The sequence below is a fragment of the Arenimonas sp. genome (assembly GCF_019459675.1).
Taxonomy (GTDB): Bacteria; Pseudomonadota; Gammaproteobacteria; order Xanthomonadales; family Xanthomonadaceae; genus Arenimonas.
Map to the genome: position 1 here is coordinate 1 of NZ_JAIBFH010000420.1, position 19,599 is coordinate 19,599.

The window sequence follows — 19,599 nt, forward strand, 5'->3', positions numbered from 1 at the left end:
AAATCCCCACATCATAGTCACCAGCATCGACTCGTTGAACGAATACAAGATGAGTCTGTGGATGGGCGCGTAGAGGAAAACGTAGCCCATCAGCAGCATCGTCAGGGTGAACTTGGAGTTGCGCGGCTGGCTCATGACAACCTCGCCTCCATTTCCTTGGACTGGTAGCGATGGAAGACCATGATGGGAATGATCAGCAGCGCCAGCATCACGATCGCCACCGCCGAGGCCACGGGCCAGTCGCGGTTGTTGAAGAACTCCTGCCACAGCACCCGGCCGATCATCAGCGTGTCGGCACCGCCCAGCATTTCCGGGATCACGAACTCACCCACCACCGGGATCAGCACCAGCATGGCGCCGGCGATGATGCCGGCCTTGGAAAGCGGCAGGGTGATGGTGAGGAAGGACTTCCAGGGACGGGCGCCAAGGTCGTTGGCCGCCTCGATCAACCGATAGTCGTGCTTGACCAGGTTGGCGTACAGCGGCAGCACCATGAACGGCAGGTAGGCGTAGACGATGCCGATGTAAACGGCGACCGGCGTGTGCAGTATCTGCAGCGGCTCGTCGATCAGGCCGATGTTCATCAGGAAGTTGTTGAGCAGGCCGTTGTTCTTGAGGATGCCCACCCAGGCGTAGATGCGGATCAGGAACGACGTCCAGGACGGAAGGATGACCAGCATCAGCGCGATGTTGCGGTTGGCCGGCGTCATGCGCGCAATGGAATAGGCGATCGGATAGCCCAGCAGCAGGCACAGGAACGTGGCGATGAAGGCGATCTTGAGCGAGCTCAGGTAGGCGTTGACGTACAGGCTGTCGCGCAGCAGGTACAGGTAGTTGGCCCAGTTCAGGCTCAGCTTCACGCTGTCGCCCACCCACTCCACCAGCGGGGTGTAAGGCGGCATGGCGATGGCCGCACTGGCGAAGCTGATCTTGAGCGCGATGGCGAACGGCACGGCGAAGAACAGCAGCATCCACAGGTAGGGCACGGCAATCACCAGCCAGCGCGGGCCGGGCAGGCGCTTGCGGATGGAAGTGCCCAGCCGCCTCACGAGGTCAGCACCACGCCGGCCTGGTCGTCCCAGCTGAGCCAGACGGCATCGTTCCAGGTGAACTTCTCGCTGGCCCAGCGCTGGCTGTTGATCATGTTGGCCAGGATCTTGCTGCCGTTGGCCAGCCGCACGTGGAACACCGAATGGCTGCCGAAGTAGGCGATGTCTTCGATGATGCCCTTGGCCTTGTTGTGCAGCTGCGGGGGTTCGTCCTTGCTAACGGCCACCTTTTCGGGGCGCAGCGCCAGCGCCACGTCCTGGCCTTCGAAGCCGGTGACGCCGTGGCCCACGTAGGCCAGGCAGTCCAGCGCCGGGCTGGTGATGGTGATGAAATCCTTCTCGTCGTCCTTGATCTTGCCCTCGATCAGGTTCACCGAGCCGATGAATTCGGCGGTGAACCGGCAGCTGGGCTGTTCGTAGATTTCATCGGGCGTGCCGAGCTGGCGGATCCAGCCCGCGTCCATGATGGCAATGCGGTGGGCCATGGTCATGGCCTCTTCCTGGTCGTGGGTGACCATGACGCAGGTAACCCCCAGCCGCTCGACGATGTTGCCCAGCTCGAGCTGCATCTGCGAGCGCAGTTTCTTGTCCAGCGCGCCCATCGGCTCGTCCAGCAAAAGCAGCTTGGGGCTCTTGGCCAGCGACCTTGCCAGCGCCACGCGCTGCTGCTGGCCGCCCGAAAGCTGGTGCGGCCGGCGCCGGGCGAATTTCTCCATCTGCACCAGCGCCAGCATCTCGGCCACGCGCCGGGTGATGTCGGCCTTGGGCATGCCGTCCTGCTTGAGGCCGAAGGCGATGTTCTGCTCCACGCTCATGTGCGGGAACAGCGCATAGGACTGGAACATCATGTTGATCGGCCGCTCGTACGGCGGCAGGTCGGTGATGTCCTGGCCGTCCAGGATCACCCGGCCCTTGGTGGGCTTCTCGAACCCGCCCAGGCAGCGCAGCAGCGTGGACTTGCCGCAGCCCGACGCGCCCAGCAGGGCGAAGATCTCGCCCTTGCGGATGGACAGGCTGACGTCGTCCACCGCCACGAAGCCGTCGAACTCCTTGCGCACCGATTCAATGCGCAGGTAGTCGTGGGCTCCGAGCATTTCGTTCTTGGGTGCGCCAGCCGGCGCGCCGTTGGGTACTGCTGCCATCATCAAGCCCCATCTGGTACTTGCCTGGGCCGTGGCCCGTCGGTGATGCAATGCAGGGGGCGGACCTTCTGGCCCGCCCCCTGTGCTTACTTGCCGGTCTTGAGCGTGGTCCAGTGGCGCGTGAACAGGCGATCCACTTCAGGCGGCAGCACGGCCAGCGTGTACAGGCCCTGCCTGGCCTCGGGCGTGGGGTAGATGCCCGGGTCGTCAAGGATGGTCTGGTCCACCATGGGCAGCGCCGCCTGGTTGGCGCTGGCGTAGGCCACGTAGTTCTGCACGCCGGCCATCACGTCCGGGCGCATCAGGTAGTCAATGAACAGGTAGGCGTTGTCGACGTTCTTGGCCCCCTTGGGGATGGCCAGCATGTCGAACCACATCGGTGCGCCTTCCTTGGGAATGATGTAGCTCACCTCCACGCCCTTGTCGGCTTCGGCGGCGCGCGCCTGGGCCTGGATGATGTCGCCCGACCAGCCGATGGCCACGCAGATGTCGCCGTTGGCCAGGTCGTTGATGTACTGGGACGAGTGGAAGTAGGTGATGGACGGCCGCAGCAGCGCCAGGCGGTCGACGGCTTTCTGGATGACGGCTTCGTCGAAGCTGTTGGGCTCTTCGCCCAGGTAGTCCAGCACCGGCGGAATGATCTCCGACGGGGTGTCCAGGATGGCCACGCCGCAGCCCTTGAGCTTGGCCAGGGTTTCAGGTTCGAACACCATGGCCCAGCTGTCGAGGGGGAAATCGTCGCCCAGTGCGGCCTTCACCTTCGCCACGTTGTAGCCGATGCCGGTGGTGCCCCACAGGTAGGGCACGCTGTGGGCGTTGTCGGCGTCGTTCTTCGCCAGCAGGGCCATGATCTCGGAGTCGAGGTTGCCGTACTGGGTGAACCGCGACTTGTCGAGCGGCTGGAACACACCGGCCTGGATCTGGCGCGAGAGGAAGGTGAGCGACGGCACCACGATGTCGTAGCCGGTGTTGCCGGCCAGCAGCTTCGCTTCCAGCACTTCGTTGGAGTCGAACACGTCGTAGGTGACCTTGACGCCGGTCTCTTTCTCGAAGTTGGCGATGGTGTCTTCGGCGATGTAGTCCGACCAGTTGTAGACGTTCAGGACCTTGGGCGCTTCCGGCGCCTGGGCCGCATCCCCTCCGGCCTCCGGCGCGGACTGGTTGCTGCAGGCGGCGGCGAGCAGCGCAGTCGCCAGTACGGTCATCTTGATCTTCATCACGTATCCCCTTTCAGTGAGTGAACCGCTTGAACCATCGCCCCGGGGCTGACCCAATCATACACAGCGGCCGGATGCCGGCCAGCCCGCGTCAGCCGGTGGCCATGCCCAGTTCCCGGGCCGTCTGGTCGAGTGATTTCCAGGCCTTTTCGGCCAGCTCGTCCACTTGGGCGCGGGTGATGACCAGGGGCGGCGAAAGCAGCATCGAATCATAGGTGGCCCGCAGGATCAGGCCGTTCTTGAGCGCCATGTCGCGACAAAGCTGCCCCACCCGGCCGCGGTCGGGGAAGAAGTCCCGGCGCGACTTGTCGGGTACCAGCTCCAGCGCGCCCACCATGCCCACGATGCGCGCCTCGCCCACCAGGGGGTGCTCGCCCAGCGCCCGCCATCTCTCGGCGAGGTAGGGGCCGGTGTCGGTGCGGCAGGTGTCCACGATCTTCTCTTCCTGCAGAATGCGGATGTTCTCCAGCGCCACCGCCGCGCACACCGGGTGGCCCGAGTAGGTGTAGCCGTGCGCCAGTTCGCCGCCCTTCTCGTTGAGCACGCCGGCCACGCGGTCGTTGAACATGGCCGCGCCCAGCGGGATGTAGCCGCTGGTGATGCCCTTGGCCAGGGTCATGATGTCGGGCTGGAAGCCGTAGTAGTCGGCCGCGAACCACTCGCCGGTGCGGCCGAAACCGCAGATGACCTCGTCGGCGATCAGCAGCACGTCGTGCTTGCGGCAGATGCGCTCGATCTGCTTCCAGTAGTTCTTCGGCGGGATGTACACGCCGATGGCGCCCATGATCGGCTCGCCAATGAAGGCGGCGACGCGGTTCGCGCCCAGCTCGAGAATCTTGTCTTCCAGGCGCTGGGCGCAGTGCCGGCCGTAGGTTTCCTCGTCCATGTCGCCGCCGTCGGCGAACCAGAACGGCGGGTCGATGTGGTGGATGTCGGGAATGGGCAGGCCGCCCTGCTTGTGCATGCCCTTCATGCCGCCCAGGCTGGCGCCGGCCACGGTTGAGCCGTGGTAGCCGTTGTGGCGGCCGATGATGATGTTCTTCTCCGGCTGGTCCTGCACCGCCCAGAAGTGCCGGACCATGCGCAGGATGGTGTCGTTGGCCTCGGAACCCGAATTCGAGAAGAAGGCGTGGTTGAGGTCGCCCGGGCACAGTTCGGCCAGCTTGGCGGCCAGGTGCACGGTGGGTTCGGTGGTGCAGCCGAAGAAGCTGTTGTAGTAAGCCAGCTGCGTCATCTGCCGGGACGCCACTTCGCCCAGCTCCCTGCGGCCGTAGCCAATGTTCACGCACCAAAGGCCGGCGAACGCGTCAAGAAGCTTGTTGCCTTCCGAATCCCAGACGTAGCAGCCCTCGCCCCGGGTCAGGATGCGGGTGCCCCGCTTGGCCAGCGCCGCGTTGTCGTTGAAAGGATGCATATGGTGGGCCGCGTCAAGCTGCTGCAGCGTGCTGTGGGTGTTTTCCATGGGCGATTCCGGAAGTGGTGGTGAAAACAGGGAGGCGTTGCCTGGCGTCAGACGTTGAGCAGCAGGAACTCGCGCTCCCACGAGCTGATGACGCGGAAGTAAGTCTGGTGCTCCTTTTCCTTCACCGACGTGTAGGCCTTGACGAAGCGTTCGCCCAGCAGGCCGCGCAGCGGCTTGGACTTGCGCAGCAGCACGATGGCTTCTTCCAGCGAACGCGGCAGGTCATAGCCCTTGCTGTGGGCGCTGCCGGCCAGCGGCTCGGTGGGCTGCAGCTTTTCCTTGATGCCCAGGTAGCCACAGGCCAGCGTGGCGGCCAGCGCCAGGTAGGGATTGACGTCCGACCCGGCGAAGCGGCTCTCCACCCGGGTGTTCTCCGGCGTGTCCATCGGCACGCGCAGGCCGCAGGTGCGATTGTCGTAGCCCCACTGCACGTTCTTGGGCGACACCTCGCCGAATGCCAGCCGGCGGTAGGAATTGACGTTGGGGCCCAGGATCGCCATCGCCGCCGGCGTGTATTTCTGCAGGCCGGCCAGGTAGTGCATGAACAGGTCGCTGAGCTGGCCCTTCTTGCCACCGGCGAAGACGTTCCTGCCGGTCTTGGCGTCCAGCAGGCTCTGGTGGATGTGCATCGAACTGCCCGGCTCGTTTTCCATCGGCTTGGCCAGGAAGGTGGCGTAGATGCCGTGCCGCATCGCCGCCTCGCGCATGGTGCGCTTGAACAGGAACACCTGGTCGGCGCGCGACATCGGGTCGGCGTGCTCGAAGTTCACTTCCAGCTGGGCCGCGCCGGACTCGTGGATCAGCGTGTCCACGTCCAGCTCCATCGCCTCGCAGTAGTCGTACATCAGGTCCAGGATCGGGTCGAACTCGTTCACTGCGTCGATGGAATAGGACTGGCGCGCGGTTTCCGGGCGGCCGTTGCGGCCGGCGGGCGGCTGCAGCGGGAAGTCCGGATCGGTGTTGCGCTGGACCAGGAAGAACTCCAGCTCGGGCGCGATGACCGGGGCCAGGCCCATGTCGGTGTAAAGCTGCAGTACGCGGTGCAGCACGTTGCGCGGGGCCAGTTCGTGGCGGGTGCCGTCCTTGGTGTAGCAGTCGTGGATCACCTGTGCGGTGGGGTCGGTGGCCCAGGGCACCATGCGCACGGTGTCGGCGTCGGGGCGCAGCAGCATGTCCGAGTCCGAGGGCGACACCAGGTCATCGTAGTTGTCGGGGTACTCGCCGGTGACTGTGGTGGCGAAGATGCCTTCGGGCAGGCGCGTGCCGTAGTCATGCGAAAACTTCGCGGCCGGGATGATCTTTCCGCGGGCGTTGCCGGTGATGTCGGGCACCAGGCACTCGACTTCGGTGATGCGGCGTTCCTTCAGCCAGCGTTTGAGCGTGCTTTCCTGCTGCTCGGCGGGGGTCTGCTTGGGATCTTTCTTCTTGCTCATGGGGCTAGGGTCTTTGGCTGGCGCGTTCGCGGCAGGCCGCCGCGAAGGCTTGGAAGATGCCCAGGTAGAACGGGTTCTCGGTGACCCTCCACTCCGGGTGCCACTGCACCGCAAGCAGGAAAGGCCCAGGATCGTCCAGCCGAACCGCTTCCACCAGGCCGTCGCGGGCCGTGGCTTCCACCACCAGCCCGGCGCCCAGGGTGCGCAGCCCCTGCCCGTGCAGCGAATTGACCATCGCTTCGCGGGCGCCGGCGATGCCGGCCAGCAGGCCGCCTTCGGCCAGGTCGATCACGTGCGAGGGCGCGTACTGCACGCCGAGCGGGTCTTCGGTGTTTTCGCGGTGGTCGTCGAAGCCCGGCACGTCGTGCACCTTCTGGTGCAGCGTGCCGCCCAGCGCCACCACCACTTCCTGGAAGCCGCGGCAGATGGCCAGCACCGGCACGCCCATCTCGATGGCCAGCGGCACGATGCCCAGCGTGGTGGCGTCGCGCGCGGGGTCGTGGTGGTTGCCCGGCCAGCTGGGTTCGTCGGAATAGTGGTGCGGCTCGATATTGCTGTAGGCGCCGGTGAGCACCAGGCCGTCGAGCTGGCCAAGGACCTGGCGCAGATCCAGCGGCGGCGACAGCGAGGGAATGACCAGGGGCAGGCAGCCCGCACCGTCCACCACCGCGCGCAGGTATTTCTCGCCCACCGCCTGGAACGGGTGGTGCCCGATCTGCTTGCGGTCCGAGGGCAGTCCTACCAGCGGGATTCGACGCATGGGCGCCTCGCGAATTGATGCCTGACCTTACCCCGGCCGTTTGATTTTATCAACGCGGTTTGCGCCATTTCGCAACGCGCAGTGGGTCGTGCTGCGTTGCAACAGGTGGCTTTGGCGGCCTGTGCGGCCCAGGCCCGGCGCGGGCGCGGCGCTAGGAGCTGTTCGTGATGATGAGGATTTTTTACAGCCTCTCGGGCCCAGTGCTAGTATCCGGCGAACCTCGCCAATGCCCGACGCCATGACCTCCAGCCATCTCCCCGCCGCCGACGCCGCCACCCTCGAGCAGATCGACGGCTGCGAGCAGATCGACCTGCTGCTGCCCGACATGAACGGCCTGCTGCGCGGCAAGCGCATCACCCGCGACGCGCTGGAAAAGGTGTACCAGAACGGCGTCTGCCTGCCCATGTCGCTGATCGCCACCGACATCACCGGCAACACGGTCGAAGAAACCGGCCTGGGCTACGACATCGGCGACGAGGACCGCATCTGCCGCCCGGTGCCGGGCAGCCTGCGCCCCATCCCCTGGCAGAACCGCCCGATGGCCCAGCTGCTGCTGGAAATGGAGGACGGCCAGGGCGGCCTGTTCGCCGCCAACCCGCGCGAAGTGCTCAAGCGCGTGGTGCAGCGCTATACCGACCGCGGCCTGACGCCGGTGGTGGCGGTGGAGCTGGAGTTCTACCTGCTGGACGCCGAACTCACCCACGACGGCCGCCCGCAGACCTCGGTGAACCCCGCCACCGGCGAGCGTAACCGGACCACGCAGGTCTATTACATGCAGGACCTCAACGACTACCAGTCGTTCACCGATGCGGTGGCGGACGCCTGCGCGGCGCAGGGGATCCCCGCCGACACGGCGGTGGCCGAATACGCGCCCGGCCAGTTCGAGATCAACCTCAAGCACCGCGCCGACGCCGTGGCCGCCTGCGACGACGCGCTGATGCTGCGCCGCGTGGTGAAGGCCACCGCCGAGGAACAGGGCATGATCGGCAGCTTCATGGCCAAGCCCTTCGTGGACCAGGCCGGCAGCGGCACCCACATCCACGTGAGCGTGCTCGACGCGGCCGGAAAGAACATCTTCGCCTGCACGCCCGACTCACCCTCCGACACGCTGCGCCACGGCGTGGCCGGCCTGCAGAAGGCCAGCCGCGACTGCATGCTGATGTTCGCCCCGCACGCCAACAGCTACCGCCGCTTCGTGCTCAACGCCTTCGTGCCGCTCAACGACGCCTGGGGATTCAACAACCGAACGGTGGCCATGCGCATCCCGCACAGCGACCCGGCCAACATCCGCATCGAGCACCGCATCGCCGGCGCCGACGCCAATCCCTACCTGGTCACGGCCGCGGTGCTGGCCGGCATCCTGCAGGGGCTAGACGACAAGGGCGACCCGGGCGCACCCGTGGTGGGCAACGCCTACGAACAGACCGAGCACCGCGAGCTGTATTGGCGCGACACCATCAACGACTTCATGGCCAGCGACTTCGTGGCCAGCCATTTCGGTGAATCGTTCCGGCACATCTTCGGCCAGCAGAAGCTCAAGGAGCTTCGCAGCTTCAACCGCGAAGTGACCACGCTGGAGTACGACTGGTACCTGCGGACGGTGTGAGATGACCGTGCGCAACCCGTCCGCGCACGTGGACTCCTGGTATTCGCGAAGCGCCACGCCGGCGCCGGAGCATGCCCGGCTGGAGGGCCGCCTCACCGCCGACGTGATCGTGCTGGGCGCGGGCCTGACGGGCCTGTCCGCGGCGCTGGAGCTGGCGCAGGCCGGGCTGGACGTGGTGGTGGTGGAGGCCCATCGCGTCGGCTGGGGCGCGTCGGGACGCAACGGCGGCCAGGTGATCTTTGGCTATGGCTGCGATCAGTCGAAAATTGCGTCACTGGTCGGCCTTGACGTTTCGCGCCAGCTGTTCGACTGGTCGGTGGAGGGCGTGGACCTGGTGCGCGAGCGCATTGCCAGCCACGACATCGCCGCCCACTGGCGCAGCGGCCACGCACACGTGGCGATCAAGCCGCGCCACGTGCATGAGCTCAAGGCCTGGCAGCGCGACCTGGCCGAGAATTACGCCTACCCCTTGCAGTGGTGGGACCGCGACCAGCTTCAGTCGCAGCTGTCCAGCCCGCGCTACCTGGGCGGGCTGTACGACCCGCGCTCGGGCCACCTGCATCCGCTCAACTACACCCTGGGCCTGGCGCGTGCCGCGGTGGCCGCCGGCGTGCGCATCTTCGAGCACTCGCCCGTGCTGTCGCTCACGCGCGGGCCGCGTCCCCGCCTGCGGACGGCCCTGGGCGAAGTGGCGGGCGACTTCTGCGTGCTGGCCGGCAACGCCTTGGTGCACGGCATCGCGCCCGAGCTGGACGACAAGATCATGCCCGTGGGCACCTACATCGGCGCCACCGGGCCGCTGGGCGAAGAGCGGGCGCGAAGCCTGATCGGCAACGACATGGCCGTGGCCGACACCAACTGGGCGCTGGACTATTTCCGGCTCAGCGCCGACCACCGCCTGCTGTTCGGCGGCCGCGCCAGCTACTCCACCCTGCCCCCGCCGCGCCTGGCCGCCAACATGGCCGGGCGCATGGCCCGCGTGTTCCCGCAGCTGCGCGGGGTCAAGTTTGAAACCGTCTGGGGCGGGCTGATCGACATCAGCCTCAACCGCGCGCCGCACTGGGGCCGGCTGGGCGACAACGTGTACTTCGCGCAGGGCTTCAGTGGCCACGGCGTGGCCGCGACGGGACTGGCCGGTCGCATCGTCGCGCAGGCCATACGCGGCCAGGCCGGGCGCCTGGATGTCTTCGAAAGCATCCCGCACCACAACTTCCCCGGCGGCCGCGCCCTGCGCACGCCGCTGCTGGTGGCCGCGATGGCCTGGTTCAAGCTGCGCGATGCGCTGTGGTGAGGCTGCAGGGTTCAAACCCTAGGCCGGCATCGAGCCACGCCTGGGCGGTCAGCGGAACTCGAAGAACTCGTAGCGCAGCTGGCGCTCGGGCACGTGGTGCCTGGCCATCGCCCGGCGCACGTGATCGAGCAGTCCGCGGGGGCCACAGAAGCAGACCACCAGCCCGTCCGGGCCCGCCGTTTGCGCGAGCTGCGCGAAGCGGTCCTGGAACGCCGTTGAATCAATCCCCACCAGCATCGGGACGTATTGCACGCCCCGCGCCCGGGCCAGTGCCTCGACTTCCTCCGAGGAAGGGAACGCCCGACCCGGCGTCTGGAAGTTGAACAGGGTTACTCGCTCAAGGTCGCCCGCGTGGGTGTCGTCGAGCCAGGCGATGAAGGGCGAGATGCCCACGCCGCCCGCGATCCACACTTCACGGACAGCCTGCGTGGGCCGCGCGAACCGACCGAAAGGCGCATGGACCTCGGCAAGCATGCCCACGGCCGCCTTCGCCACCAGCGTGCCGGTATAATCACCCAAGGCGCGGATGACGAACTGCACCGGTTCGCCGGGTTCGCCGGCACTGGCGATGGTGAACGGGTGCGGCTCGCGCAGCCCGGGCTCGCCGATGGAGATGAAAGCAAACTGCCCCGCCTTGAACCCGAGGCCTTCGCCAGTCGGCGCCATCACCAGCTTCACGGCCGAGGGGCCGGGCACCACCTGGGTGATCCGATACTCGGCGTGGTTGGACAGGTACGGATACAGCAGCAGCTTGTAGAAAGCGGCAACGATGCCCAGGGTGGCGGCCAGCGCCAGCCATGCGCCCGCCGGTGACGCCAGCACGATCGGCGTCTTGAAGCTGAGCCAATGCAGCACGACCACCACGAACAGCGGCCCGGAAAGCTTGTGCCACCAGCGCCAGGTGCGATACGGGATCTTCCGGTTCAGCGCCAGCAGCACGATCAGCATCAGCGCCACGAACGAAAGCTGGCGCAACAGCCGCACCAGGAAAGACGGCAGGTCGATGATCGCCGCCGTCTCCCAGCCGGGCATGCCGGCCTTGAACACCAGGTGCACCGATGCGAACGCCAGCGCCCAGACGCCCAGCCACTTGTGGGTTTCGTACACCCGGTCCAGCCCGCCGAACGCGGACTCGACCAGCTTCCAGCGCGCCCCCAGGACCGAGGCGAAGGCCATCAGCACCAGCGCCGCGACCCCGGAGCCCAGGCTCAGTCCCGCCAGGGTCGCCCGGGTGCCGCGGGGCAAGGCCAGGGCAACCAGCAGGAAGCTCAACAACACCAGTGCGGTGAGGAAAAGTGGGGTTTTGACGCGCATGTCGAGTCATCGGGGCGTGCCGCAGGGGGTCAGGCACGCCCCACTGTGCGCGCCGCACTGCGTCCGCCCCTTGACCGGCGTCAACGCAGGGCCACGGCGCCGGCGCGCGGGGCTGTGCACTGACCCCGTCTACACGGGTTGGCGACATGCGCTGTCGTGCAATAAGCAATGGATACTGCGCTGCCCCACTTTTCGATCCTGCTCCCCACCTTCAACCGCGGCAACCTGCTTCCGCGCGCGGTGGCGTCGGTGCTGGCCCAGCATGAGTCCTCCTGGGAGCTGCTGGTGGCCGACGATGGCTCGAGCGATGGCACCGCCGAAGTGCTCGCCGCTTACCGGAAGCGCGACGACCGCGTGCACACCTGGCAGCACGCCAACCGGGGACAGGCCGCCTCACGCAATCGCTTGCTGCTGGAAGCACGGGCGCCGTGGATTGCCTTCCTGGACAGCGACGACGAGATCGAACCCGACCACCTGTCCCGCCACCGCGAGGCGATCGAGGCGGAGCCGGCCGTCGACATCTGGGTTTCACCGATGCGGGTGATGGGCAGCTCGATGGTTCCCTGCGCCCACAACCCCGGGCAGGACATCCATCTCGACCATTGCATCGGCGTGGGCATGCTGGTGCTGCGCCGCGAGCTGATGCTGGCCGTGGGCGGTTTCCCCGACCTAGCGTATGCCGAGGAATCGGCGCTGATGCGGCGCCTGCTGGCCCACGGCGGCCAGCGTGGCTACCTGGCGCGGCGCTCCTACGTCTACCATCGCAACCATCCCGAATCGCTCACCCGCGAACAGCGCCTGCCCGTTGCGCGTTAGGCGGGCCGTGCCAGGCGCCGGGGCGCGGCCTGGCCTCAGGGCTCGAGATTGATCCAGGTGGCCTTGACCTCGGTGTACTTCTCGAAAGCGTGCAGCGACTTGTCGCGGCCGTTGCCGCTCTGCTTGTAGCCGCCGAACGGCGCGGTCATGTCGCCGCCGTCCCAGTAATTCACCCACACGCTGCCGGCGCGCAGCTTGCGCGCCACGCGGTGGGCGCGGCTGAGGTCGCTGGTGAAGACGCCCGCGGCCAGGCCGTAGTCGCTGTCGTTGGCCATGCGCAGGGCGTCTTCTTCCGTGTCGAAGGCGATGACGCTCAGCACCGGCCCGAAGATCTCCTCACGGGCGATGGTGTGGCCGTGCTGGACGCCGTCGAAGATGGTCGGGCCGATGTAGCAGCCACCGTCCACGGTCTGCAGGCGTTCGCCGCCGATCACCACCTGGCCGCCTTCGGCGCGGCCTTTGGCGATGTACTCCAGCACGCGCGCGGTCTGCGCCTCGTCCACCATCGCGCCCATCGGCGCACCCGGGTCCAGGGGGTGCCGCGGCTGCATGCGCTGGCCGTAATCGGCCACCTTGGCCACGAACGCGTCCTTGATGGAACGCTCGACGAACAGGCGCGAGGCGGCCGTGCAAACCTCGCCCTGGTTGTAGAAGATGCCGCTGGCCGCGGCCTTGGCGGCGCGGTCGAGGCTCGGGGCGTCGGCAAACACCAGGTTCGGGCTTTTGCCACCGCACTCCATGTAGGCGCGCTTGAGGTTGGAGCGGCCGGCGCAGGTGAGCAGGTGCTTGCCCACGGCGGTGGAGCCGGTGAACACCAGGCCGTCCACGTCCATGTGCAGCGCCAGCGGCTCGCCCGCTTCCTTGCCCAAGCCGGGCACCACGTTGAACACGCCGGCCGGGATGCCGGCCGCCATCGCCAGCTCGGCGATGCGCAGCGCGCTGAGCGGGGATTTTTCCGACGGCTTGAGCACCACCGAGTTGCCCATGGCCAGGGCCGGGGCGATCTTCCAGCAGGCCATCAGCAGCGGGAAGTTCCAGGGCACGATCGCGCCCACCACGCCCAGCGGTTCGCGGGTCACCAGGCCCAGTTCGTCGCTGCCGGTGGACGCCACTTCGCCATAAACCTTGTCGATGGCCTCGCCGGTCCAGGCCATGCAGCGCACCGATGCGGCCACGTCCACGTTCAGCGCATCGGCCACCGGCTTGCCCATGTCCAGCGACTCCAGCAGCGCCAGCTCATCGGCGTGCGCTTCGAGCAGCTGGGCGAACTTCAGGATCACCTTCTTGCGATGGCGCGGGGAAGCGTCCGACCACTGGCCGCCATCGAAGGCCCGGCGCGCCGCGCGCACAGCCACGTCAATGTCCTGCGCGCCGCATTCGGCCACCGCCGCCAGCACGCGGCCGTCGATCGGGCTGATGCAGTCGAAGGTCTTGCCGCTGGCAGCGTCCACGTAACGGCCGTCGATGAAGGCCTGCCGGCGGATGGACAGGCCGGCGGCCAGCTGCTGCCAGTCTTCGCGGGTCTTGGGCGTGGTCATGGTGGTGGCTCTCAGAACGAAGGAGGGGTGTTGGCGCTGACGAGAATGGCCTCGTCGCGGCCGACGTTGCGGAAACGGTGCGGCTGGCGGCTTTCGAAGTAATAGGCCTCGCCGGGGCCGAGCACGCGGACCTGGTCGCCCACGGTCAGCTCCACCTGGCCCTGGACGATCACGCCGCCCTCCTCGCCGTCGTGGCTGAGCATGGTTTCGCCGGTGTCGCTGCCTGGCGGCATCACCTCGCGCAGGATGCACATCTGGCGGTTGGCGCGATGCTGGCCCACCAGGAAGTAGTGGACCTCGTTGTTGCCCACGTCCGGCAGGTCGGCGGCGGCGTAGAACGGGCTGTCGCCGGTGTCGGCCAGGTCCATGGTGAAAAAGTCGGCCAGCGAGATCGGGATGCCGTCGAGCACCTTCTTGAGCGAGCTGATGGACGGGCTGACCTTGTTCTGTTCGATCAGTGAGATGGTGGAATTGGTGACGCCCACGCGCTTGGCCAGCTCGCGCTGGCTCAGCCCCTTGCCCTTGCGCACCGCCTGCAGCCGAACACCGATATCCAAAGCCCGCGCCTCCCGAATGATGCTGAATATTTAACACCCACCCCGGGTCCGGTCAATGAAACCCGTTTTTTCCCGATGATTGTAAATTTTATTCAACGCGGTAAGCTTGCTTTACCCCCTGCCCCGAGCCCAGCCATGAGCCCGTCCGACGACGCTTCCGCCAGCCCAGCCACCGTTGCGCCGGAGCACACCGACGCGTTCTGGATGCCGTTCACCGCCAACCGGCAGTTCAAGAAGACGCCGCGCCTGCTGGCCAGCGCCGAGGGCATGTACTACCGCAGCACCGACGGCCGCGAAATCCTCGACGGCACCGGCGGCCTGTGGTGCTGCAACGCCGGCCACGCCCGCCCGCGCATCGTCAAGGCCATCCAGGACCAGGCGGCCACGCTGGACTTCGCGCCCACCTTCCAGATGGGCCACCCCCTGCCCTTCGTGCTGGCCGAGCGGCTGGTGGAAATCGCGCCTGATGGCCTGGACCACGTCTTCTTCACCAACTCGGGCTCCGAGTCGGTGGACACCGCGCTCAAGATCGCCCTGGCCTACCACCGCGCCCGCGGCGAAGGCCAACGCACGCGGCTGATCGGCCGCGAGAAGGGCTACCACGGCGTCGGCTTCGGCGGCATTTCGGTCGGCGGCATGGTCAACAACCGCAAGTTCTTCGGGCCCATGCTGGCCGGCGTGGACCACCTGCGGCACACCCTGGACATTGGCCGCAACGCCTTCAACCGCGGCCTGCCGCAGCACGGCGTGGAGTTGGCCGAAGACCTCGAGCGGCTGGTGGCGCTGCACGATGCCAGCACCATCGCCGCGGTGATCGTCGAGCCCATCTCGGGCAGCGCCGGCGTGGTCATTCCGCCCGACGGCTACCTCAAGCGGCTGCGCGAGATCTGCGACAAGCACGGCATCCTGTTGATCTTCGACGAAGTGATCACGGGCTTTGGCCGCGTCGGCAAGGCCTTCGCGGCGCAGCGCTTCGGCGTCACGCCCGACCTCATCACCGTGGCCAAGGGGCTCACCAGCGGCAGCGTGCCCATGGGCGCAGTGTTCGCCACGGGCAAGATCCACGACGCGTTCATGCACGGCCCCGAAGGCGCCATCGAGCTCTTCCACGGCTACACCTATTCAGGCCACCCGCTGGCCTGCGCGGCCGCCCTGGCCACGCTGGACACCTATCGGGACGAAAACCTGTTCGAGAAGGCGATCGAACTGGGCCAGTATTGGGAAGACGCGATCCACGCGCTGAAGGGGCTGCCCAACGTGATCGACATCCGCAACTTCGGCTTGATCGGCGCCGTCGAGCTGGCGTCGCGCGAGGGCGCGCCCGGTGCCCGCGGCTACGATGCCTTCAACCACGCGTTCCATGAACAGAACCTCATGGTGCGCTGCACCGGTGACGTGCTGGCCCTTTCGCCGCCGCTGATCCTGCAAAAAGACCACATTGACCTGATTTTCGACCGGCTGGCCGCTACCATACGCGCCACCGCCTGACCGGCGGCCGACCCCACAAGAACAGTTCCGCCCCGGGAGGGCAGCTCCATGCTTATCGGCGTCCCCAAAGAGATCAAGAACCACGAGTACCGCATCGGCCTTACCCCGGCCGGCGTCCGCGAGCTCACCGCGCACGGCCACCAGGTAATGGTGCAGCGCGACGGCGGCCTCTCCATCGGCCTGACCAACGAAATGTACGAAAAGGCCGGCGCCTCGATCGTCGACAGCGCCGCGGTGATCTTCGCCAAGGCCGACATGATCATCAAGGTGAAGGAACCCCAGCCGGTGGAATGCGCGATGCTGCGCACGGGCCAGATTCTCTACACCTACCTGCACCTGGCGCCCGATCCCGAGCAAACCAAGGCCCTGGTGAAATCCGGCGCCACCTGCATCGCCTACGAAACCGTCACCGACCGCAAGGGCGGCCTGCCGCTGCTGGCGCCGATGAGCGAAGTGGCGGGGCGCATGTCCATCCAGGCCGGCGCGCACGCGCTGGAGAAAGCCCAGGGCGGCTCGGGCGTGCTGCTGGGCGGCGTGCCGGGCGTGGAGCCGGCCGAAGTGCTGGTGATCGGCGGCGGCGTGGTCGGCATCAACGCCGCGCGCATGGCCATGGGCATGAATGCCAACGTCACCATCCTCGACCGCTCGCTGGACCGGCTGAAGTACCTGGACGAGCTCTACGGCCACCAGCTCAACACCATCTATTCCACCCGCGACGCCATCGAACAGCTGCTGCCGCGCACGGACCTGGTGATCGGCGCGGTGCTGATCCCGGGCGCCGCGGCGCCCAAGCTGGTGTCGCGTGCCCAGCTGGCGCTGCTGCGGCCCGGCTCGGTGCTGGTGGACGTTGCCATCGACCAGGGCGGCTGCTTCGAGACGTCCCGGGCCACCACCCACCAGAACCCGACCTACGAAGTGGACGGCATCGTCCACTACTGCGTGGCCAACATGCCGGGCGGCGTGGCCCGCACGTCCACCTTCGCGCTCACCAACGCCACCCTGCCCTTCGCCGTGCAGCTGGCCAACAAGGGCGCCCAGGCGATGCTGGACGACCCGCACCTGCTCAACGGCCTGAACGTCCACGCCGGTAAAATTACGTATGAAGCGGTCGCCCGCGACCTGGGCTACGACTACGTGCCCGCCGCCGAGGCCCTCGCTGGCTGAGTTTTTCCCGGCCCCGGCGCACCAGCGCCGGGGTTCTTTCTCCCAGGGACCCCCATGACCCACGCTGCCCAGACGCGCCGCATCCTGCACTTCATCCAGGGCCAGGCCCGCGACGGCGGCAGCGGTCGCTACGCCGATGTCTTCGACCCGGCCACCGGGCAGGTGCAGGCGTCCGTCGCGCTAGCCTCGACGTCCGATGTCGAGGCGGCGATTGCTTCGGCGCAGGCCGCGTTCCCGGCCTGGGCCGCCACCACCCCGCTCAACCGCGCCCGGGTGCTGTTCAAGTTCAAGGAACTGCTGGAAGCGCACGCGGACGAAATCGCTGCGTGCATCACCTCCGAGCACGGCAAGGTGCTGGCCGACGCGCGCGGTGAACTCACGCGCGGCCTGGAAGTGGTGGAGTTCGCCTGCGGTGCGCCGCACCTGCTCAAGGGCGAGCATTCGATGAACGTGGGCCGCGACGTGGATTCGTGGACCGAATACGCACCGCTGGGCGTAGTGGCCGGCATCACGCCGTTCAACTTTCCCTGCATGGTGCCGATGTGGATGTTCCCGGTGGCGCTGGCCTGCGGCAACACCTTCATCCTCAAGCCGTCCGAGCGCGATCCCGGCACGCCGATGATCCTGGCGCGGCTGCTGACGGAAGCGGGGCTGCCCGACGGCGTGTTCAACGTGGTGCACGGGGACAAGGAAGCCGTGGATGCGCTGCTGGACGACCCGCGCGTGCAGGCGCTGAGCTTCGTCGGCTCCACGCCCATCGCGCAATACATCTATGCCCGCGGCAGCGCCAAAGGCAAGCGCGTGCAGGCCCTGGGCGGCGCCAAGAACCACATGGTGCTGCTGCCCGACGCCGACATCGAAGGCGCGGCGAATGCGCTGCTGGGCGCCGGCTACGGTTCGGCCGGCGAGCGCTGCATGGCCATCTCGGTGGCCGTGTGCGTGGGCGACGCCACCGCCGACGCGCTGGTGGCGCGGCTCAAGCCCATGGTCGAGGCGCTGCGCATCGGCCCGGGCTGCCAGGGCGACCCCGACATGGGCCCACTGGTGACCGGCGCGCACCGCGACAAGGTGCGCGGCTACGTGGACGACGGCGTAGCGGAGGGCGCCACGCTGGTGGTGGATGGCCGCGGACGGAAGGTCGCGGGCGCCGAAGCCGGCTTCTTCCTGGGCGGCTGCCTGTTCGACCGGGTCACCTCGCAGATGAAGATCTACCGCGAGGAAATTTTCGGGCCGGTCCTGTGCGTGGTGCGCGTGGCCGACTTCGACGCCGCGCTGGCCCTGGTCAACGGCCACGAGTACGGCAACGGCACGGCGGTGTTCACCCGTGACGGCGACGCCGCCCGGCAGTTCGCGCACCAGGTGCAGGTGGGCATGGTCGGCATCAACGTGCCCATCCCGGTGCCCATGGCGTTCCACAGCTTCGGTGGCTGGAAGCGCAGCCTGTTCGGGCCGCTGCACATGCATGGCCCGGACGGCGTGCGCTTCTACACGCGGCTCAAGACCGTGACCGCGCGCTGGCCCACCGGCGTGCGCGCGCAGGCCGAATTCACGATGCCGACGATGAAGTAGGCGCCCCGCCACGACGGACCGGTGACCCTCGTCCCGGCGATGCCTTGCGGCAGGAACGACGAGTGGACTGATCTCCGAACGGAGCATTCCATGTCGAATTCCGATACGCCGATCGTTCCAGCCACCACCGACCTGGCCTTTACCCGCACGTCGCCTTACGGCAGCCAGGCGGAGCCGACCTACTCGGGGGCGCCGAGCTTCCTCAGACGGCGCTATACCAAGGACTTGGCCGGCGTGGATGTCGCCGTCGTCGGCGTGCCCTTCGACCTCGCCACCACCAACCGCCCCGGCACCCGCCTGGGGCCGCGCGCCATCCGCGCCGCCTCCGCGTCGCTGGCCTGGTGCCCGCCCTACGCCTGGGACTTCGACCCGCTGGAGCGCCTGAACGTGGTGGACTGGGGCGACGTTTACTTCGATTCGGGCCGCCCGCACGAAGCGCCTGACGCCATAACCGCGGCGTACGCCGGCATCCTCGCCCACGGCGTGGTGCCGCTGACGCTGGGCGGCGACCACTTCGTGAGCTTCCCGGTTCTGCGGGCGCTGCACGCCGTGCACGGCCCGATGGCCCTGGTGCATTTCGACGCCCACAGCGACACATGGCGCGACGCCGACGGGCGCATCGACCACGGCACCATGTTCTTCCACGCCGCGCGGCTGGGCTACGTGGACCCGGCGCATTCGATCCAGCTGGGCATGCGCACCCACAACGGCGAAACGCACGGGTTTCGAGTTCTCGATGCCCGCGAGCTGCACGCGCACGGGGTGGACGCCGCCATCGCCGCCATCCGCGAGCGCGTGGGCGGCATGAAGTGCTACGTCACCTTCGACATCGATTTCCTGGACCCGGCCTATGCACCCGGCACCGGCACGCCCGTGGTGGGCGGCTTCAGCACCCACCAGGCGCTGCAGCTGGTGCGCGGCCTCGCCGGGCTGCCCATCGTCGGCATGGACGTGGTGGAAGTCAGCCCGCCCTTCGACACCAGCGAAATCACCTCGCTGGCCGCGGCGTCGGTGGCGCAGGAGTTGCTGGCGGCGCTGGCGGCGTCCCGGCCGGCGCGCGCCCGCGGACTTTGCGGGGCCGGCACGCGTGCGCGCAGGCCAGCCCGCGGCTCGGCCCGCCTCAGGCCATTCCGCGCGCCAGGTTGAACAGCAGCACCAGCATCACGGCGCCCACCACGAACATCAACGTCAGC

Annotated in this window: 16 protein-coding genes; 7 read left to right on the forward strand and 9 right to left on the reverse strand. The window is 67.6% G+C overall.

The window, feature by feature from the left end:
- Positions 1–131: 131 nt before the first annotated feature.
- The 6 genes from K0M70_RS13855 to K0M70_RS13880 all read right to left on the reverse strand — a co-directional run bounded on the left by K0M70_RS13855 (position 132) and on the right by K0M70_RS13880 (position 7,063).
- The gene (locus K0M70_RS13855; RefSeq protein WP_290782925.1) at positions 132–1,040 is read right to left on the reverse strand and encodes an ABC transporter permease subunit; all 909 of its coding nucleotides are present in this window, start codon (positions 1,038–1,040) and stop codon (positions 132–134) included.
- Between the two features lie 5 nt (positions 1,041–1,045).
- Positions 1,046–2,143, reverse strand: a complete 1,098-nt coding sequence (gene potA / locus K0M70_RS13860; protein ID WP_290782927.1) for a polyamine ABC transporter ATP-binding protein — start codon at positions 2,141–2,143, stop codon at positions 1,046–1,048.
- Positions 2,144–2,277: 134 nt separating this feature from the next.
- Positions 2,278–3,408, reverse strand: coding sequence for an extracellular solute-binding protein (locus tag K0M70_RS13865; RefSeq protein WP_290782899.1), 1,131 nt, complete (start codon positions 3,406–3,408; stop codon positions 2,278–2,280).
- Between the two features lie 91 nt (positions 3,409–3,499).
- Complete coding sequence (locus K0M70_RS13870; RefSeq protein WP_290782901.1) at positions 3,500–4,870, reverse strand: aspartate aminotransferase family protein; 1,371 nt, start codon at positions 4,868–4,870, stop codon at positions 3,500–3,502.
- A gap of 47 nt (positions 4,871–4,917) precedes the next feature.
- Positions 4,918–6,303 carry a glutamine synthetase family protein gene (locus K0M70_RS13875; protein WP_290782903.1) on the reverse strand — a complete coding sequence of 462 codons (1,386 nt, stop codon included), beginning with the start codon at positions 6,301–6,303 and terminating at the stop codon, positions 4,918–4,920.
- A gap of 4 nt (positions 6,304–6,307) precedes the next feature.
- Positions 6,308–7,063: a gamma-glutamyl-gamma-aminobutyrate hydrolase family protein gene (locus tag K0M70_RS13880; protein ID WP_290782905.1), complete on the reverse strand. Its 756-nt coding sequence runs from the start codon at positions 7,061–7,063 to the stop codon at positions 6,308–6,310.
- A gap of 226 nt (positions 7,064–7,289) precedes the next feature.
- Here K0M70_RS13880 and K0M70_RS13885 point away from each other — a divergent pair, with 226 nt between their 5' ends.
- Positions 7,290–8,669: a glutamine synthetase family protein gene (locus tag K0M70_RS13885; RefSeq protein WP_290782906.1), complete on the forward strand. Its 1,380-nt coding sequence runs from the start codon at positions 7,290–7,292 to the stop codon at positions 8,667–8,669.
- A gap of 1 nt (position 8,670) precedes the next feature.
- Positions 8,671–9,960, forward strand: coding sequence for an FAD-binding oxidoreductase (locus tag K0M70_RS13890; RefSeq protein ID WP_290782908.1), 1,290 nt, complete (start codon positions 8,671–8,673; stop codon positions 9,958–9,960).
- A gap of 48 nt (positions 9,961–10,008) precedes the next feature.
- On the opposite strand, the gene K0M70_RS13895 is transcribed toward K0M70_RS13890, so the two are convergent.
- Entirely contained in the window at positions 10,009–11,274 is a 1,266-nt protein-coding gene (locus K0M70_RS13895) for a ferredoxin reductase family protein (RefSeq protein WP_290782910.1), read from the reverse strand.
- Between the two features lie 168 nt (positions 11,275–11,442).
- Here K0M70_RS13895 and K0M70_RS13900 point away from each other — a divergent pair, with 168 nt between their 5' ends.
- The gene (locus K0M70_RS13900; RefSeq protein WP_290782911.1) at positions 11,443–12,090 is read left to right on the forward strand and encodes a glycosyltransferase family A protein; all 648 of its coding nucleotides are present in this window, start codon (positions 11,443–11,445) and stop codon (positions 12,088–12,090) included.
- Between the two features lie 35 nt (positions 12,091–12,125).
- Here K0M70_RS13900 and K0M70_RS13905 read toward each other — a convergent pair whose 3' ends face one another.
- Both K0M70_RS13905 and K0M70_RS13910 read right to left on the reverse strand, forming a co-directional pair.
- Positions 12,126–13,628, reverse strand: coding sequence for an aldehyde dehydrogenase (locus K0M70_RS13905; RefSeq protein ID WP_290782913.1), 1,503 nt, complete (start codon positions 13,626–13,628; stop codon positions 12,126–12,128).
- Positions 13,629–13,639: 11 nt separating this feature from the next.
- A complete protein-coding gene (locus K0M70_RS13910) occupies positions 13,640–14,185 on the reverse strand; it encodes a cupin domain-containing protein (RefSeq protein WP_290782915.1) in 546 nt (181 codons plus the stop codon).
- A 135-nt stretch (positions 14,186–14,320) separates the two neighbouring features.
- Here K0M70_RS13910 and K0M70_RS13915 point away from each other — a divergent pair, with 135 nt between their 5' ends.
- From K0M70_RS13915 to speB, 4 genes are all read left to right on the forward strand, one after another.
- Positions 14,321–15,673, forward strand: coding sequence for an aspartate aminotransferase family protein (locus K0M70_RS13915; protein WP_290782917.1), 1,353 nt, complete (start codon positions 14,321–14,323; stop codon positions 15,671–15,673).
- 48 nt (positions 15,674–15,721) lie between these two features.
- Positions 15,722–16,837, forward strand: coding sequence for an alanine dehydrogenase (gene ald, locus K0M70_RS13920; protein ID WP_290782919.1), 1,116 nt, complete (start codon positions 15,722–15,724; stop codon positions 16,835–16,837).
- Positions 16,838–16,891: 54 nt separating this feature from the next.
- On the forward strand, positions 16,892–18,406 hold the full coding sequence (locus K0M70_RS13925) for a CoA-acylating methylmalonate-semialdehyde dehydrogenase (RefSeq protein ID WP_290782921.1): 1,515 nt from the start codon (positions 16,892–16,894) through the stop codon (positions 18,404–18,406).
- A gap of 90 nt (positions 18,407–18,496) precedes the next feature.
- Entirely contained in the window at positions 18,497–19,552 is a 1,056-nt protein-coding gene (gene speB / locus K0M70_RS13930) for an agmatinase (RefSeq protein WP_290782923.1), read from the forward strand.
- The last annotated feature ends 47 nt before the right edge of the window (positions 19,553–19,599 follow it).

Coding starts and splice junctions, on each gene's coding strand:
- K0M70_RS13870 (WP_290782901.1), bottom strand. CDS start 4,870: ATGGAAAACACCCACAGCACGCTGCAGCAGCTTGACGCGGCCCACCAT.
- K0M70_RS13880 (WP_290782905.1), bottom strand. CDS start 7,063: ATGCGTCGAATCCCGCTGGTAGGACTGCCCTCGGACCGCAAGCAGATC.
- ald (WP_290782919.1), top strand. CDS start 15,722: ATGCTTATCGGCGTCCCCAAAGAGATCAAGAACCACGAGTACCGCATC.
- potA (WP_290782927.1), bottom strand. CDS start 2,143: ATGCTCGGAGCCCACGACTACCTGCGCATTGAATCGGTGCGCAAGGAG.
- K0M70_RS13875 (WP_290782903.1), bottom strand. CDS start 6,303: ATGAGCAAGAAGAAAGATCCCAAGCAGACCCCCGCCGAGCAGCAGGAA.
- K0M70_RS13890 (WP_290782908.1), top strand. CDS start 8,671: ATGACCGTGCGCAACCCGTCCGCGCACGTGGACTCCTGGTATTCGCGA.
- K0M70_RS13865 (WP_290782899.1), bottom strand. CDS start 3,408: ATGAAGATCAAGATGACCGTACTGGCGACTGCGCTGCTCGCCGCCGCC.
- K0M70_RS13925 (WP_290782921.1), top strand. CDS start 16,892: ATGACCCACGCTGCCCAGACGCGCCGCATCCTGCACTTCATCCAGGGC.
- speB (WP_290782923.1), top strand. CDS start 18,497: ATGTCGAATTCCGATACGCCGATCGTTCCAGCCACCACCGACCTGGCC.
- K0M70_RS13915 (WP_290782917.1), top strand. CDS start 14,321: ATGAGCCCGTCCGACGACGCTTCCGCCAGCCCAGCCACCGTTGCGCCG.
- K0M70_RS13895 (WP_290782910.1), bottom strand. CDS start 11,274: ATGCGCGTCAAAACCCCACTTTTCCTCACCGCACTGGTGTTGTTGAGC.
- K0M70_RS13885 (WP_290782906.1), top strand. CDS start 7,290: ATGCCCGACGCCATGACCTCCAGCCATCTCCCCGCCGCCGACGCCGCC.
- K0M70_RS13905 (WP_290782913.1), bottom strand. CDS start 13,628: ATGACCACGCCCAAGACCCGCGAAGACTGGCAGCAGCTGGCCGCCGGC.
- K0M70_RS13900 (WP_290782911.1), top strand. CDS start 11,443: ATGGATACTGCGCTGCCCCACTTTTCGATCCTGCTCCCCACCTTCAAC.